A 16,096-nucleotide genomic window follows, 5' to 3' on the forward strand; every position below is an offset into this window, starting at 1 on the left:
CAGGACTGCGGCACATGCATGAGCATCCGCTACAACGCTTCTTCAAATCCCTGCGTGAACGTCCGGTGTTTGCGTGGGAGCGCTATCAGAAGCGCGACGTGTTGGTGATCGACCATCCGCTGTGTCAGGCGGTGTTCAGTCGCCAGGGCGCGCAGTTGCTGCACTTCCAGCCAACGGGTCAAAAACCCTGGCTCTGGTGTGCAGCGAGGTGGCCACAGGTCGGCGCGATTCGTGGCGGTGTGCCGGTGTGCTGGCCGTGGTACGGCCGTCATCCGAGCGAAAATGCCTGGCCTTCCCATGGTTGGGCGCGGTTGATCGACTGGAAGCTGCTCGACAGCAGCCATGACGACGATGGCGTGCGATTGCACTGGCAACTCCAGCTGTGCGACTGGCAAGTGGACTTGCATGCCCACCTTGGCGAGCGCATGGATTTGCGCCTGAGCACCGAGCATCAGGACAGCCTGCCGTGCCAATTGAGTCAGGCGTTGCACGCTTACTGGCGTATTGGTGATGTGGGTGAGATAGCGCTGTCCGGGCTGGAAGGCGCGCAGGGTTATGACCACTTGAATCGCGAAATTTGTCAGCAGGAAGGTGAATTGCGGGTCGATGGCGGGTGTCAGCGAGTGTTCCAGCACGACGGCGAATTGCAGTTAAAGGACCACGCTTGGCAGCGTGAGTTATGCATCGATACCGGTGACTGTGCGGACACGGTGGTCTGGCATCCGGGCTCGCGGCCATTGCTGGGTGTGAGTTGGAATGAGATTTCAGAGTTTGTGTGTGTGGAGGCGGCCAGCGGCGGCACCGACAGCCTGAGCCTGGCGCCGGGGCAGAGGGCGCATTTGAGTTTGCAGGCGCGGGTGGGGTGATCGTTCCCACGCTCTGCGTGGGGATGCCTCAAGGGACGCTCCGCGTCCAGTGACACGGAGCGTCACGGGCTGCATGCCCACGCAGAGCGTGGGAACGATCGGTCTTCAATTAATTAAATTCATCCCCAATCGGATACCGGCTCGCATTCAGGCTTTCTTTGATCTTGCGCAAATGTGGCTGGAAATCCACGCCGCGACGCAAGGTCATGCCGGTCGCCAGCACGTCCAGCACCGTCAGCTGGATGATGCGCGAGGTCATCGGCAWGTAGATGTCGGTGTCTTCCGGCAATGGAATGTTCAGGCTCAGTGTACTGGCCTTGGCCAAGGGCGATCCCTCGGCAGTGAGGCCCAGCACCGATGCACCGTTTTCACGGGCGATGCGCGCCACTTCCACCAGTTCGCGGGTGCGGCCGGTGTAGGAAATGATCACAAACAGTTCGCCGGTGTGCGCCACGGACGCAATCATGCGTTGCATCAGCACGTCGGCATGGGCGGTGACGGCCAGATTGAAACGGAAGAATTTGTGCTGCGCATCCAGCGCCACCGGGGCCGAGGCGCCTAGGCCGAAGAAGTGGATCTGCCGGGCCTGAATCAACAGATCGACGGCGCGGCTGATCAGGTTCGGGTCCAGCGCCTGCAAGGCACTGTCCAGAGAGGCGATGGCGCTGCCGAAAATCTTTTTTGTATACGCTTCAGGATTGTCATCGGCTTCGACCGCACGGCTGACATACGCCGCGCCACTGGCCAGGCTCTGGGCCAACTGAAGTTTGAGTTCCGGATAGCCGCTGACGCCGAACGAACGGCAGAAGCGATTGACCGTCGGCTCGCTGACCTTTGAGGCCTGGGCGAGCGCGGCGATGCTGAACCGGGTGGCCTGCTGTGGGTTGAGCAGGATTACTTCGGCGACTTTACGTTCAGCCTTGTTCAGGTCTTCAAGGCGATTCTGGATCTGTTCCAGTAAATTTCGCATGCGGTCCATATATGTTCCTTGGGTCAGCTGCGCAAATTAGAGTTCGGCTATGCCAAAAGGGCCTTGGATGCGGCCCCAAACGGTGGCCTATCCTACTGATGGCCCCGACCGACCACCACTCGGAATCTGTATTTTGCGAAAATGTTGTGGTTATTACTACATTTTCTCTTGAGCGATGCCTTGAAAAAAGGTATTTGTAGCTTAACTTGATAAAAGAACAAACATCATGCCTTCGATTACGGTTGAACCGTGCACCTTTGCCTTGTTCGGCGCCCTCGGCGATTTGGCCTTGCGCAAGCTGTTTCCTGCCCTCTATCAACTCGATGGCGCAGGCCTCTTGCACGAGGATACGCGCGTTATCGCGCTGGCCCGGGAGCCCGGCACCGAGCAGCAGCACCTGGCATTCATCGCCTCGGAGTTACGTCGTTATGTGGGTGCCAAAGAGCTGGACGAAGCGGTGGCCGAGCGCTTTCTGGCGCGACTGAGTTACCTGCACGTCGACTTTCTCAATGCTGACGATTACATCGCCCTGGCCGAAATGGCCGGCAGCGCTCAGCGAGTGATTGCCTACTTTGCGACACCCGCGGCGGTTTACGGCGCGATTTGCGAGAACCTTGCCAAGGTTGGTCTGGCTGAAAGCACCCGTGTGGTGTTGGAGAAACCCATCGGCTCGGACCTGGAATCCTCGCGCAAGGTCAACGACGCCGTGGCGCAGTTCTTCCCGGAAAACCGCACCTACCGTATCGACCATTACCTGGGCAAAGAGACGGTTCAAAACCTCATCGCGCTGCGTTTCGCCAACAGCCTGTTCGAAACCCAGTGGAACCAGAACTACATCTCCCACGTGGAAATCACGGTGGCCGAGAAGGTCGGGATCGAAGGCCGTTGGGGTTACTTCGACAAGGCCGGGCAGTTGCGGGACATGATCCAGAATCACCTGCTGCAACTGCTTTGCCTGATCGCCATGGACCCGCCGGCCGACCTGTCCGCCGACAGCATCCGCGACGAGAAAGTCAAAGTCCTCAAGGCGCTGGCGCCGATCAGTGCCGAAGGCCTGACCACTCAGGTGGTGCGCGGTCAGTACATCGCCGGCTACAGCGAAGGCAAGTCGGTGCCGGGTTACCTGGAAGAGCCGAATTCGAACACCCAGAGCGACACCGAAACCTTCGTCGCCTTGCGTGCCGACATCCGCAACTGGCGTTGGGCCGGCGTACCGTTTTACCTGCGCACCGGCAAGCGCATGCCACAGAAACTGTCGCAGATCGTCATACACTTCAAGGAACCGTCGCATTACATCTTCGCCCCTGAGCAGCGTCTGCAAATCAGCAACAAGCTGATTATCCGCCTGCAACCTGACGAAGGCATTTCCTTGCGCGTGATGACCAAAGAACAAGGCCTGGACAAGGGCATGCAGCTGCGCAGCGGGCCGTTGCAACTGAACTTTTCCGACACGTATCGCAGCGCGCGGATTCCCGACGCCTACGAGCGGTTACTGCTGGAAGTGATGAACGGCAATCAGAACCTGTTTGTCCGTAAAGATGAAATCGAAGCCGCGTGGAAGTGGTGTGACCAGTTGATCGCCGGGTGGAAAAAATCCGGTGATGCGCCCAAGCCGTACGCGGCCGGGTCCTGGGGACCGATGAGCTCCATTGCTCTGATCACGCGGGATGGGAGGTCGTGGTATGGCGATATCTGAACTGAAATTCCCTCAGGGCGTCAGCGCCCATGGGTTCAAGAGCCCGGTGCTGCTGGCTGAAGCTTTGGCACTGACGGTCGCCAAGCAACTGAGCGAAGCGATCGATACCCAAGGCACCGCCACGCTGGTGGTGTCCGGTGGTCGCAGTCCGGTGGCGTTTTTCCAGCATCTGGCCAAACAGGCGCTGGACTGGTCGAACGTGGTGGTCAGCCTGGCCGACGAGCGTTGGGTGCCGGTAGAACACGCCGACAGCAATGCCGGTTTGCTCAAGCGTTATCTGTTGCAAGGCCCGGCGGCCAAGGCTCAGTTTCTGAGTTTGTACAGCGCCAGCACCAACCTTGAACAGGCCGCCGAGCAGGCCGACCGTTTGCTGTCCGAACTGCCGGTGATCGACGTGCTGGTGCTGGGCATGGGCGATGACGGCCACACCGCATCGTTGTTCCCGAACAGCCCGAACCTGGCTGACGCCTTGAAAGTCGACGGTACACGTCGGTGCTATCCGATGCTGGCGCCCACCGTGCCGCATCAGCGTTTGACCATGAGCCGTGCGCTGTTGGCCTCGGCCAAACACAAAGTTCTATCGGTTTCCGGTCAATCGAAACTGACCACCCTGCGTACCGCATTGGCCGGTGACGATGTCGCCGCCATGCCGATTCGCGCGTTTTTGCAACCTACGTTAGAGATTTACTGGTGCCCATGAGCCAAGGAACAGCCGCTATGACAATCCCATCCCCGACCGTTTCCATGGCGGACAAAGTTGCCCTGATCGACAGCCTCTGCGCCAAGGCGCGGATTCTGCCGGTGATCACCATCGCTCGCGAACAGGACGTGCTGCCGCTGGCCGACGCCCTGGCCGCCGGTGGCCTGACCGCCCTGGAAGTGACCCTGCGTTCGCAGTTCGGCCTCAAGGCCATCCAGATCCTGCGCGAACAGCGCCCGGAGCTGATGACCGGTGCCGGCACCGTGCTGGATCGCCACATGCTCGCCGCTGCCGAAGCGGCCGGCTCGCAGTTCATCGTCACGCCGGGCATCACCCGTGATCTGCTCGAAGCCAGCGTCAACAGCCCGATCCCGCTGTTGCCCGGCATCAGCAACGCCTCCGGCATCATGGAAGGCTATGGCCTGGGCTATCGCCGCTTCAAGCTGTTCCCGGCGGAAGTGAGCGGTGGCGTCGCCGCCATCAAGGCCCTGGGTGGTCCGTTCGGCGAAGTGAAATTCTGCCCGACGGGCGGCGTCGGCCCGGCCAACATCAAGAGCTACATGGCGTTGAAAAACGTCATGTGCGTGGGCGGTAGCTGGATGCTTGATCCCGAGTGGATCAAGAACGGCGACTGGGCCCGCATTCAGGAGTGCACCGCCGAGGCATTGGCGCTGCTGGACTGATCCGCTTTACCTGACACCTCGTTGTGTGTTCTACGGCTTTACGGTGCACTTGGTCGGTGCACCGTTTTTTTTTGCCTGAAGAAAACCAACCTGACAGGTGAGTTCCCTTGTAGCAGCTGGCGAAGCCTGCGTCCGGCTGCGCAGCAGWCGTAATCAAGCGAGCGCGGCCTACCTGATGCACCGTGGACGCAGATTTTACGACTGCTGCGCAGCCGGACGCAGSCTTCGSCAGCTGCTACAGGTCGGCTGCAGGCGATACATAGTTACCGCATGACGACTGTCAGCCGATGCTAACCTGCGTTCATCTTATGGAAGAGAGAACGTCATGGACGACACCCCCTCAGTTGCACCCTCACACCCGGTTTACCTGCTGTCTCCCGAACAGATCGCCGGCCCGTATTTCCGCAATCCGAAACTGATCAGGCGCAACATCAGCGAAGGCGTCGATGGCGTTCCTCTGGTGCTGCGCCTGGCCATCGTCGATGCCATGACTGGGCAGCCTGTCACGGGCGCGCTGGTCGATATCTGGCATTGCAATGCGCGTGGCGCTTATTCGGGTTGGAGCAAGATCGATCCGGACAAAGAAGTCGATGTCGATGAAATCGGCTCGATCCCGCGCACCGACGATGACACTTACCTGCGTGGCGGGCAATTCACGGACAGGAAAGGCGTCGTGCGGTTTACCACGATCTATCCGGGATTCTACGCGGGCCGTGCGCTGCACATTCACGTCGCTGTGCGCATCACGGCCGGTAACAATTATCTGGAAGAACGGCATGTTGCCTGGGTCGGTCAGTTTTACTTTCCGCAGGTGGCTTCGCGATCGGTGCTCAACAGCCGTGAATACAGCGGTCGAAAGGCCTTGGCGCTGACCAACGATGAAGACCTTTACTACAAGCAGCACGGAGGCGAAGCCTCGACCTTAAGCGTTCACAACCTCGGACGGGACTCGAATGAAGATGGTTTTTTCGGTTTCACCACCATCGGCATCGACACCTTCGCGGTGTCATCGCACATCAAGCCTGAGGACTTCGACAAGTACACCGTGTGAGCTCAGCGCAATTCGTTCAGCGCCCGGGCCAGCAGTTCCATGTGCGCGGCGCTGGTGGTCAGGCCCGGTGTGATACGAATGCACGGGCCACTCGCGGCGCCGCTGCGCATCACGGTAAACAGGTTGTAGTCGCGAAGCAGCCGCTCGACCATGGACTGTTGATCGGCTTGTCGCGTAAAGCGCATCGACGTGATGCCGCAATATAGACGAGGATCATCCGGCGTCATCACTTCGATCCCCGGAAGTTCGCGCACCGCGCGCACCCACAGATTACGCAAGTAATTGAGCCGGGCGCCCTTGGCGGCGGATCCGCCCATGACGCGATGTTCCTCAAACACCAGCGGCAAGGTCAGCAGCGCCGGGATATTGGGGGTGCTGTGCGGCGTGCGTGCGCGAATGTCGGTGACCGGGAAACTCGTCTCACCCATGTCCGGGTCAATATCGGCCAGGCGTTCGGGCGCGATGTAGATGAACCCCAGCGTCAGCGGTGCACCGATCCATTTGTGCAGGTTGTAGCCGGCAAAGGAGATAGCCAGTTCATCGAGACTGAATTCGATCTGCCCCAATGCATGGGCGCCGTCGAGGATCACATCGATCCCGTGTTCTTTGGCCGCGGCTGCAATCGCCTGCACCGGCATGACCAGACCGGTGCGGTGGGTGACGTGAGTCAGGGCCATCAGCTTGAGTTTGGGGTAACGCACAAACGCTTCGCGATAACAGGCCAGCAAACTGTCGAAAGTGGCGGGGTGCGCGTGGTCGATTTCGATCACCTCCACGCCGCGATTGCGCGCCAGCCAGCGCATCGCCCCTTTGACGGTGTCGTACTCCAGGTCGCAGATCAGCACCTGATCGCCCGGCTGGAGACGGTTGTAGTTGCGGATCAATGATTGCAAACCGTCCGAGGCGTTACGGGTCAGGGCCACAGAGTCGGCAGGCACACCCACCAGCTCGGCCAACTGCGCGGTGATCTTTAGCGTTTCGTCCTGTTCGAATCGCTGACGCACATACACCGAGTTACTGCGGTTGATGAACTCGACGTGGCGCTGGTATTCCTCGACCACCGTGCGCGACATGCGCCCGAAGTAACCGTTCTCCAGGTTTATCGGGCCGGGTTCGACAGCATAGCGATCGGCAAAAGTCTGCCAGAACGTTTCATCACGGGCGCGGCGGGTTTTATCGGGCATGGGCTACTCGGTCGGGATCAATGGCGGGGGGCAGGTTTGCCATGTTTGGCGCGCAGGGGCTCAAGCAATTCCGATAAGCCGTTGTGATCGATTTCCTGCATCAGGGCCAACAAACCACCCAGTTCGCCATGTGGAAATCCTTCCCGGGCGAACCAGTTCAGGTACTGGCCGGGCAAGTCGGCAATGATCCGGCCTTTGTATTTGCCGAAGGGCATTTCGCGGGTGATCAGCAGTTCGAGTTTTTCAGGGTTCATCAGTTGGTCGTCTGGATTCTATCGGTCTGGAAAATACAGGCATTCTGCATGCAGGCCAATTGACAGATCATGCAAAAAAAACGGATACAGATTTCGCTGTTTAATCTAACCGTATGATATTTAACGGATAAGTTATCAATTCGAAGCTGGCATGCAGGGTGCAATAGTCATTACATCTTTCATCAACCCGCGAGGAATTGAAAATGACCGACATGAATAAAGAAGCGATCTCTGTACTCAACGACCTGATCGAAACCAGTAAAGACGGTCAGGAAGGGTTCAAGACATGCGCTGAAGACATTAAACACCCAGAACTGAAAACGCTGTTCGTTCAGCGTGCTGCCGACTGCGCCACTGCTGCTTCTGAACTGCAAGCCGCCGTGCGTTCGATGGGTGGTGATCCGGAAACGTCTACCAGTGTCAGCGGTGACTTGCACCGTCGCTGGGTCGACGTAAAGGCAATGTTTACCGGCAAGGACGAAGAAGCGGTGCTGAACGAAGCCGAACGCGGTGAAGACCATGCGCTGAAGGCTTACAGAGAGGCCATGGAAAAAATCAACAAACACAACCTGGTGGGCATTCGTGATCTGGTTGAACGCCAGTACCACGGCGTGCAACGCAATCACGATCAGGTAAAAGCCCTGCGCAACCAGGCTCGCGCACGCTCGTAAGCGTTCGTTGCCTGCCAAAAACGCCAGCCAGTCTGGCGTTTTTTTATACGTGCGCCAGGCATGGCGCGTTGCGCGCAAGCGCAACCAGCTTGGCTGTGGTGGCCTCGCTGGTGACTTGGAGGTGAAAGTCCTCTACACACCCGGCAAGGGGAAGTGTTAGCCAGAGGCAAGGGTGTCGCGGGTGACCGCGAATCTGAAGGAAGCCCGAGGCAAAATGCTGGCCTGACGAACAGCAAGCGGATAGAGGCGGCGCAGCGGGGTAAAGGGGCGTGTTTCCCTAAAGCCCAATACTTGCACGGGACGCTGCGACGTAGATCCGACAGGCATAAGCAGGAAGGTCGCGCGAATTACCCTGGGAGATCTGCACGTTTGCCACAGTGCTACCGAGCGTCGAGAGGCGACGGGATGAACGTGCAGAAGTCAGCCGAGGCCGTAGTAAGTGGCGAATAACCCCGTCACCAAGGGCCGAACAAGTTATGCCGCCAGTAGGCGTCAAAGTCTCGTTGAATACCGAAATGCAGAAATTTCTCCAAGAGAAGACTGTTACTCCGAGTCCCGGACAGTATCCGAGGATGACGGCTGACAGCGCACAGGTATCGGCGGCGTCTGTGACGTGGACGAACGCGGAGCCGGACACGCTGATGGAGCGGGTGCTTGCACCGGCCAACCTTAGGCGTGCGTATCAACGTGTGGTCAGCAACAAGGGCGCACCGGGTGCCGATGGCATGACGGTCGACGACTTGGCGGACTACGTGAAACAGTATTGGCCGACCCTCAAGGTGAGGTTGCTGGCCGGCGAGTATCACCCGCAGGGTGTACGCGCCGTCGACATCCCCAAACCCAAAGGCGGAACACGGCAACTGGGTATTCCCAGCGTCGTGGATCGCTTGATCCAACAGGCACTGCTGCAACAGCTCACGCCAATCTTCGATCCTCTGTTCTCGGACTACAGCTACGGCTTTCGTCCGGGTAGAAGCGCTCACCAAGCCATCGAAACCGCTCGCGGCCACGTGGCAGCGGGTCACCGCYGGTGCGTGGAACTTGATCTCGAGAAGTTCTTTGATCGGGTCAACCACGATGTCCTGATGGCCTACGTGGTGCGTCAAATCGAAGACAAGCGTGTGCTCACGCTGATCCGTCGTTACCTCGAAGCGGGAACGATGTCGGGCGGACTCGTCAGCCGACGGCAGGAAGGGACGCCGCAAGGCGGCCCGCTCTCGCCGTTGCTGTCGAACATCCTGCTCAACGAACTCGAACTCGAACTCGACCGCGAACTGGAACGGCGAGGCCATCGCTTCGTGCGTTATGCCGACGACGCGAACATCTATGTGTGCAGTCAGCGAGCTGGCACGCGGGTGATGACCGGTGTTGAGCGTTTCCTGAATCAGCGCCTGAAACTGACGCTGAACCGGGAAAAGAGCCACGTAGCACGGCCTTGGGTCTGCGACTATCTGGGTTATGGGATGAGCTGGCATCAGCAACCGAGGCTGAGAGTGGCGACGATGAGTCTGGGTCGCTTGCACGACCGGTTAAGAGACCTGCTGCGCGGGGCGCGGGGCCACAAGATGGCGAATGTCATCGAACGGATAAACCCTGTGCTGCGCGGGTGGGCAGGCTACTTCAAGCTCAGTCAGAGCAAACGGCCACTTGAGGAAATTGACGGCTGGGTGCGGCGCAAACTTCGCTGCGTCGTCTGGCGTCAATGGAAGCGGCCCTCAACGAGGGCACGTAACTTGATGCGCCTGGGGCTTAGCGAAGCTCGCGCCTGCAAATCAGCCTTCAATGGCCGAGGCCCATGGTGGAGCTCGGGAGCATCTCATATGAATCAGGTGCTGCCGAAGAAGCTATGGGATCAACTTGGGTTGGTCTCGGTACTGGATACGATAAACCGGCTTAGCCGCATAGCTTGAACCGCCGTATACGGATCCGTACGTACGGTGGTGTGAGAGGACGGCGGATGTAAATCCGCCTCCTACTCGATCTGTTGATTAGCCGATGCTGATCGCAGGTAGTGTCGGCAGCGTCACGGTCAGCTGCTTGCGCGGTGCCAGGATCTCCGCTTCGCCGTCCACAACTAACTCATCACGCTGGTTGAACACGCGCGTGGCAATGCGCACACGAAACTTCGGCATTTTTTCGAGAATTTCCAGACGCACGGTCAGGGTATCGCCAATCTTCACCGGCTTCTGAAAGCTCATCTGCTGGCCAATATAAATAGTCCCCGGCCCAGGCAGCTCGCAAGCAACAGCTGCACTGATCAGTGCGCCACTGAACATGCCGTGCGCGATTCGCTCCTTGAACATGGTGCCTGCCGCGAATTCGGCGTCCAGGTGTACCGGGTTGTGGTCGCCGGACATGGCGGCGAACAGTTGAATGTCGCGCTCTTCGACAGTCTTGCTGTAGCTGGCGGTCTGGCCGACTTCGAGGGCATCGTAAGGGGTGTTGGTAACCTGGGTCATCTGTCTCGGTTCCTGTGACGAATAAATAAATCCACAAAAAAACTATTCCGACCGGGGTGGCCGGCGGTGGCTGAGTGCGTCGGCGATCCAGTGCAACACGTCGTTGACCACTTCATCTCGGTTGCTCTCATTGAACAATTCATGACGCGCCTGCGGGTAAATCGTCAGGTGCAGGTTCTGGCTGCCTGCCGTGCGCAAGGCGTTGGCCAGATCTTTCAGACGTTTGCCTTCGCTCACCGGATCACATTCGCCGCCAATCACCAGCAGTGGCAGGCCCGGATCGATCTGCGCGAGATTGGACGCTTTGCTGATTTGCTGCAACCCACCCAGCAAATCGATCCACATCTGGTTGGTGCAACGAAAGCCGCAGAGCGGGTCGTTGGCGTACAAATCCACCTCCGCCGGGTCGCGGCTGAGCCAGTCGAACCGGGTGCGTGCCGGTTTGAACTGTTTGTTGAACGAACCGAAGGACAGCCATTCAATCAGTGCACTGCGCCCCTTGGGGCCCTGACGCAACTTTTCGACTCGGGCGATCTGTCGCGCCGCGCGATAGAGCGCCACCGATTGAAAATTGGAGCCGCTGAGCACCGCGCCGTGCAGGCTGGCGCTGTGATGCAGCAAATAGGCCTGCGCGATGTAACTGCCCATGCTGTGACCGAGCAACACGATCGGCACGCCAGGATGCTGTTGGCCGATGTGTTGGTTGAGGCAGGCGAGGTCGCCGACGACCTTGCACCAGCCGTCGTTGTCAGCGAAATGGCCCAGGGTCCCGTTTTCGGCAGTTTTGCCATGTCCACGCAAATCCGGTGCGTACACGCCGTAACCCTGTTCGCAGAATTTTTCAGCCAGTCGGGCGTAACGAGCGCTGTGCTCGGCCATGCCATGGGCCAGCAGGATCACGGCTTTTAAAGGCGAGGAGGGCAACCACTGGTTGACGAAAAGGCGGCTGTGGTCCATCGCGGTCAGCCAGAACGTGTCGTGGATCATGGCGATTCCTGTGCATGGGGCTGCATGTGGCATGGGCGTGGTCGCATTGTATAGCGCATCCCGTGCTCGCCGTCTGATCAGGCCACGCCACGGCAGGAAGATTCACGCGGTCAATGACGGCAGTGGCTGTATTTGCCTGAATCGCCATAACTGCTAGTGTCCGTGAAGCCCGCTTTTTTCAGAAGTGACAGAAAAGCGGCCCGGATAGGCTCAGGTAAAGAGGACAAGAATAATGCAACCTGATTTCTGGAATGACAAACGCCCGGCCGGCGTGCCCCTGAACATAGACCTAGGGGCCTATAAGTCGGTGATTGAGGTGTTCGAGCGTTCCTGCAAGAAATTTGCTGACCGCCCGGCATTCAGCAACATGGGCGTGACCCTGACCTACGCCGAACTGGAACGCCAGAGCCTGGCATTCGCCGCTTATCTGCAAGCCCACACCGACCTGGTGCCGGGGGATCGCATCGCAGTGCAGATGCCCAACGTCCTGCATTATCCGATTGCCGTCTTTGGTGCCTTGCGCGCCGGGCTGATTGTGGTCAACACCAACCCGTTGTACACCGCGCGGGAGATGCGTCATCAGTTCAAGGATTCCGGCGCCCGGGCGCTGGTGTACCTGAACATGTTCGGGCAGAAAGTCCAGGAAGTGCTGCCCGACACCGACATCCAGTACCTGATCGAAGCGAAAATGGGCGACCTGATGCCGGCCGCCAAGGGCTGGCTGGTCAATACCATGGTCAGCAAGGTCAAGAAAATGGTCCCGGCGTATTCGTTGCCGCAGGCCATTTCGTTCAAGAACGCGCTGGGCATGGGGCGAGGTCTGGGCATCAAGCCGCTGAAAGTCGGCCTCGACGACATCGCCGTCCTGCAGTACACCGGCGGCACCACCGGTTTGGCCAAGGGTGCCATGCTGACCCACGGCAACCTGGTGGCGAACATGCAACAGGCGCGGGCGTGCCTGGGGCAATTCGGCGCTGACGGCCAGTCACTGCTGCGTGAAGGGCAGGAGGTGATGATCGCGCCGCTGCCGCTGTACCACATCTATGCCTTCACGGCTAACTGCATGTGCATGATGGTGACCGGCAATCACAACGTGCTGATCACCAATCCGCGGGACATTGGCGGCTTCATCAAGGAGCTTAAGAACTGGCGTTTCTCGGCGTTGCTGGGGCTCAACACGCTGTTCGTTGCGTTGATGGATCACCCGGACTTCAAGACCCTGGATTTCTCCAGTCTCAAGCTCACCAACTCCGGCGGCACTGCGTTGGTCAAGGCCACCGCCGAGCGCTGGGAGAAAATGACCGGTTGCCGCATCACCGAAGGTTACGGCCTGACCGAAACGTCGCCGGTGGCGTGCACCAACCCTTACGGGGACCAATCGCGGATCGGCACGGTCGGCCTGCCGGTGCCGGGCACAACGCTGAAAGTGATCAACGATGAAGGCGTCGAGCAGCCATTGGGCGAGCGCGGCGAACTGTGCATCAAAGGCCCGCAGATCATGAAGGGCTACTGGAACAAGCCCGAGGCCACCGCTGAAGTGCTGGATGCCGAGGGCTGGTTCAAATCCGGCGACATTGCGGTGATCGACCCGGACGGTTTTGTGCGCATCGTCGATCGCAAGAAAGACATGATCATCGTGTCGGGTTTCAACGTGTACCCGAACGAGATCGAGGACGTGGTCATGGCTCACCCGAACGTCGCCAATTGCGCGGTCATCGGTGTGCCGGACGAGCGTTCGGGCGAGGCGGTGAAGTTGTTTGTCGTGGCCCGTGAAGCCGGGGTCAGCCTTGAAGAGCTGAAGGCCTACTGCAAGGAAAACTTCACGGCGTACAAAGTGCCCAAGCACATCGTGTTGCGTGAGTCGTTGCCGATGACGCCGGTCGGGAAGATTTTGCGGAGGGAATTGCGTGATATTGCTTAATCGTTGAATGGCCGCGCTTCGCGCGATCGCGAGCAGGCTCGCTCCCACAGGGTTTTCGGTGATCCTGTGGGAGCGAGCCTGCTCGCGATTTTTTTTGTAGAAGCCCCGGATTCAGGGGCTTTCAAGGGTGTATAGAATTTTTGCTCTAAAATGACCGCTAGAGGTTCTTGAGTCACATTTGTGACCGTAGAGGCCGCTTTTGGCTCTGGTCGACCCTTGGCAAAGCTGCTACTCTCGGCGCGCTTTGGGACTTCTCGGCCTAGTAAACAGCCAGACTCACCAATAAAAAACACACACCAATAATAATCGCATCAAATGCGGTACTGAATTCGCGTTGCTGAGGAGTGGGCTTCCATGATTGAAGACTTTTGGAARGATAAGTACCCAGCTGGGGTTGCTGCTGAGATCAATCCAGACGAGTACCCGAATATTCAGGCAGTGTTGAAGCAATCCTGCCAACGCTTCGCCAACAAGCCGGCATTCAGCAACCTGGGCAGAACAATCACCTACGGTGAATTGTACGAATTGTCCGGTGCGTTTGCCGCTTACCTGCAACAGCATACTGACTTGCAGCCAGGCGATCGAATCGCCGTGCAATTGCCTAACGTGCTGCAGTACCCGGTTGCGGTCTTCGGTGCCATCCGCGCCGGTCTGATCGTGGTCAACACCAACCCGCTGTACACCGCGCGGGAAATGGAACACCAGTTCAACGACTCCGGTGCCAAAGCCCTGGTCTGCCTGGCCAACATGGCCCATCTGGCCGAGATCGTCGTGCCGAAAACCGGCGTCAAGCACGTGATCGTCACGGAAGTGGCCGACCTGTTGCCGCCACTCAAGCGTCTGTTGGTCAACAGCGTCATCAAGTATGTGAAGAAAATGGTCCCGGCGTATCACTTGCCCAAAGCCATCAAGTTCAACGACGTGCTGAGCAAGGGCCATGGCCAGCCAGTGGCTGAAGCCAACCCGGCCAGCAGTGATGTCGCCGTGCTGCAATACACCGGTGGAACCACTGGCGTGGCGAAAGGTGCGATGCTGACCCACCGCAACCTCGTGGCGAACATGCTGCAATGCAAGGCCCTGATGGGCGCCAACCTTAATGAAGGTTGCGAGATCCTGATCACGCCGCTGCCGCTGTACCACATCTATGCATTCACCTTTCATTGCATGGCGATGATGCTGATCGGCAACCACAACATCCTGATCAGCAACCCGCGAGACCTGCCGGCAATGGTCAAGGAACTGTCGAAGTGGAAGTTCAGCGGTTTCGTCGGCCTCAACACCTTGTTTGTGGCCCTGTGCAATAACGAAGGCTTCCGCAAGCTCGACTTCTCGGCGCTGAAAGTCACCCTGTCCGGTGGCATGGCCCTGCAATTGGCCGCCGCCGAACGCTGGAAAGCGGTCACCGGTTGCGCCATCTGCGAAGGTTACGGCATGACCGAAACCAGCCCGGTGGCCACCGTCAACCCTATCCAGAACATCCAGATCGGCACCATCGGTATCCCGGTTCCATCGACCCGCTGCAAAATCATTGACGATGCCGGCGTGGAGCAGCCGCTGGGTGATATCGGCGAACTGTGCGTGAAAGGCCCGCAGGTCATGAAGGGCTACTGGCAGCGCCAGGATGCCACTGATGAAATGCTCGACAGCGAAGGCTGGTTGAAGACCGGTGACATCGCGCTGATCCAGCCGGATGGCTACCTGCGCATTGTCGATCGCAAGAAAGACATGATCCTGGTTTCTGGTTTCAACGTGTACCCGAACGAACTGGAAGACGTGCTCGCGACCCTGCCGGGCGTGCTGCAATGCGCGGCCATTGGCGTGCCGGACGAAAAATCGGGCGAGGCGATCAAGATCTTCATCGTTGCCAAACCAGGCGTGACGCTGACCAAAGAGCAAGTGATGGAGCACATGCGTGCGAATGTCACCGGCTACAAGGTGCCGCGTGCTGTCGAGTTCCGCGATGCACTGCCGACCACCAACGTCGGCAAGATTCTGCGCCGCGAACTGCGCGACGAAGAGCTGAAGAAAATCGCCGCGAAAAAAGTCGGCGCGTAACAAACAAAAGCCCCGCGGATGCGGGGCTTTTTTTTGGGCTTCTGGCAGGTCTTCGTCGCCTATCAGACCGCCTTCGCCGGCAAGCCGGTCTCGCTCCCACAGTTGATTGCATTCCTTCTGAAGGAACTCGGTCAAAAATGTGGGAGCGAGCCTGCTCGCGAAGCTTTTAGCTTTTGCTGTTACAGGCGAAACGGCGCGAAGTTGACGTTGGTGCCCGCCGGGCGCATGTCTTGCAGGTACGAGTCCTTGTCGGCACTCAGTTCCAGGCTCAATGCTGCCTTGCGCTTGCCTTCATTACGCACCACCAGACCTTCAAGCTTTTCACGCAGGAACACGGTTGGCACTTTCAGGTGCAGCAGTTCGTCGGTGTCCGGCGTGTGCATAAGCAAGTGAATCCATTCGTACTGACCAACGGCCAGGCGCGCGACCGGGATATCGAACCACCAGATGTTGCGGTTGCGGTTCAATTCGGTGAAATGGCAGTTGTTGACGCCAAGCACGGCACCGCCAAGTTCCTGGTTTCTGCGGGCAATGGCCTGCTTTTTATCGAGTTTCATAACATTCCTACGGGATTGGATCTTCAGCGCCATGGCCTGAAT

15 protein-coding genes are annotated in these 16,096 nt (G+C 58.7%); 9 read left to right on the plus strand and 6 right to left on the minus strand.

What is annotated here, in order from left to right; genetic code table 11:
- Positions 1–14: 14 nt before the first annotated feature.
- Entirely contained in the window at positions 15–866 is an 852-nt protein-coding gene (locus tag AC1DSG_RS03900) for a D-hexose-6-phosphate mutarotase (RefSeq protein ID WP_477789681.1), read from the plus strand.
- Positions 867–975: 109 nt separating this feature from the next.
- Here the strand turns inward: AC1DSG_RS03900 and AC1DSG_RS03905 are convergent, their stop codons facing one another.
- On the minus strand, positions 976–1,836 hold the full coding sequence (locus tag AC1DSG_RS03905) for a MurR/RpiR family transcriptional regulator (protein WP_477789692.1): 861 nt from the start codon (positions 1,834–1,836) through the stop codon (positions 976–978).
- A gap of 226 nt (positions 1,837–2,062) precedes the next feature.
- On the opposite strand from AC1DSG_RS03905, the gene zwf reads away from it, so the two are divergent.
- The 4 genes from zwf to AC1DSG_RS03925 all read left to right on the plus strand — a co-directional run bounded on the left by zwf (position 2,063) and on the right by AC1DSG_RS03925 (position 5,966).
- Positions 2,063–3,532, plus strand: coding sequence for a glucose-6-phosphate dehydrogenase (zwf, locus tag AC1DSG_RS03910; RefSeq protein ID WP_477789682.1), 1,470 nt, complete (start codon positions 2,063–2,065; stop codon positions 3,530–3,532).
- Complete coding sequence (gene pgl, locus AC1DSG_RS03915; protein WP_477789683.1) at positions 3,519–4,232, plus strand: 6-phosphogluconolactonase; 714 nt, start codon at positions 3,519–3,521, stop codon at positions 4,230–4,232. The genes zwf and pgl overlap by 14 nt, the downstream gene beginning before the upstream one ends.
- A gap of 17 nt (positions 4,233–4,249) precedes the next feature.
- Positions 4,250–4,915, plus strand: a complete 666-nt coding sequence (locus AC1DSG_RS03920; protein WP_477789684.1) for a bifunctional 4-hydroxy-2-oxoglutarate aldolase/2-dehydro-3-deoxy-phosphogluconate aldolase — start codon at positions 4,250–4,252, stop codon at positions 4,913–4,915.
- A gap of 325 nt (positions 4,916–5,240) precedes the next feature.
- Complete coding sequence (locus tag AC1DSG_RS03925; protein WP_477789685.1) at positions 5,241–5,966, plus strand: intradiol ring-cleavage dioxygenase; 726 nt, start codon at positions 5,241–5,243, stop codon at positions 5,964–5,966.
- Positions 5,967–5,968: 2 nt separating this feature from the next.
- Here AC1DSG_RS03925 and AC1DSG_RS03930 read toward each other — a convergent pair whose 3' ends face one another.
- Complete coding sequence (locus AC1DSG_RS03930; protein WP_477789686.1) at positions 5,969–7,150, minus strand: aminotransferase class V-fold PLP-dependent enzyme; 1,182 nt, start codon at positions 7,148–7,150, stop codon at positions 5,969–5,971.
- 17 nt (positions 7,151–7,167) lie between these two features.
- A complete protein-coding gene (locus AC1DSG_RS03935) occupies positions 7,168–7,404 on the minus strand; it encodes a DUF3820 family protein (protein ID WP_007949456.1) in 237 nt (78 codons plus the stop codon).
- Between the two features lie 203 nt (positions 7,405–7,607).
- On the opposite strand from AC1DSG_RS03935, the gene AC1DSG_RS03940 reads away from it, so the two are divergent.
- Positions 7,608–8,075 carry a ferritin-like domain-containing protein gene (locus AC1DSG_RS03940; protein ID WP_477789687.1) on the plus strand — a complete coding sequence of 156 codons (468 nt, stop codon included), beginning with the start codon at positions 7,608–7,610 and terminating at the stop codon, positions 8,073–8,075.
- Positions 8,076–8,551: 476 nt separating this feature from the next.
- A complete protein-coding gene (gene ltrA, locus AC1DSG_RS03945) occupies positions 8,552–9,985 on the plus strand; it encodes a group II intron reverse transcriptase/maturase (RefSeq protein ID WP_477789688.1) in 1,434 nt (477 codons plus the stop codon).
- A gap of 78 nt (positions 9,986–10,063) precedes the next feature.
- Here ltrA and AC1DSG_RS03950 read toward each other — a convergent pair whose 3' ends face one another.
- Positions 10,064–10,534, minus strand: a complete 471-nt coding sequence (locus tag AC1DSG_RS03950; protein ID WP_007949458.1) for a MaoC family dehydratase — start codon at positions 10,532–10,534, stop codon at positions 10,064–10,066.
- 42 nt (positions 10,535–10,576) lie between these two features.
- Positions 10,577–11,521 (minus strand): lysophospholipase, encoded by a 945-nt coding sequence (locus AC1DSG_RS03955; RefSeq protein WP_477789689.1) that lies wholly within the window; start codon positions 11,519–11,521, stop codon positions 10,577–10,579.
- 232 nt (positions 11,522–11,753) lie between these two features.
- Between AC1DSG_RS03955 and fadD2 the strand changes: the two genes are divergently transcribed.
- Positions 11,754–13,442, plus strand: a complete 1,689-nt coding sequence (gene fadD2 / locus AC1DSG_RS03960; protein ID WP_477789690.1) for a long-chain-fatty-acid--CoA ligase FadD2 — start codon at positions 11,754–11,756, stop codon at positions 13,440–13,442.
- Between the two features lie 354 nt (positions 13,443–13,796).
- Positions 13,797–15,497 (plus strand): long-chain-fatty-acid--CoA ligase FadD1, encoded by a 1,701-nt coding sequence (gene fadD1 / locus AC1DSG_RS03965; protein WP_477789691.1) that lies wholly within the window; start codon positions 13,797–13,799, stop codon positions 15,495–15,497.
- Between the two features lie 179 nt (positions 15,498–15,676).
- Here the strand turns inward: fadD1 and AC1DSG_RS03970 are convergent, their stop codons facing one another.
- Positions 15,677–16,054: a hypothetical protein gene (locus AC1DSG_RS03970; RefSeq protein WP_116261953.1), complete on the minus strand. Its 378-nt coding sequence runs from the start codon at positions 16,052–16,054 to the stop codon at positions 15,677–15,679.
- Between the last annotated feature and the right edge of the window lie 42 nt (positions 16,055–16,096).

The sequence above is a fragment of the Pseudomonas sp. P5_A12 genome (assembly GCF_056400685.1).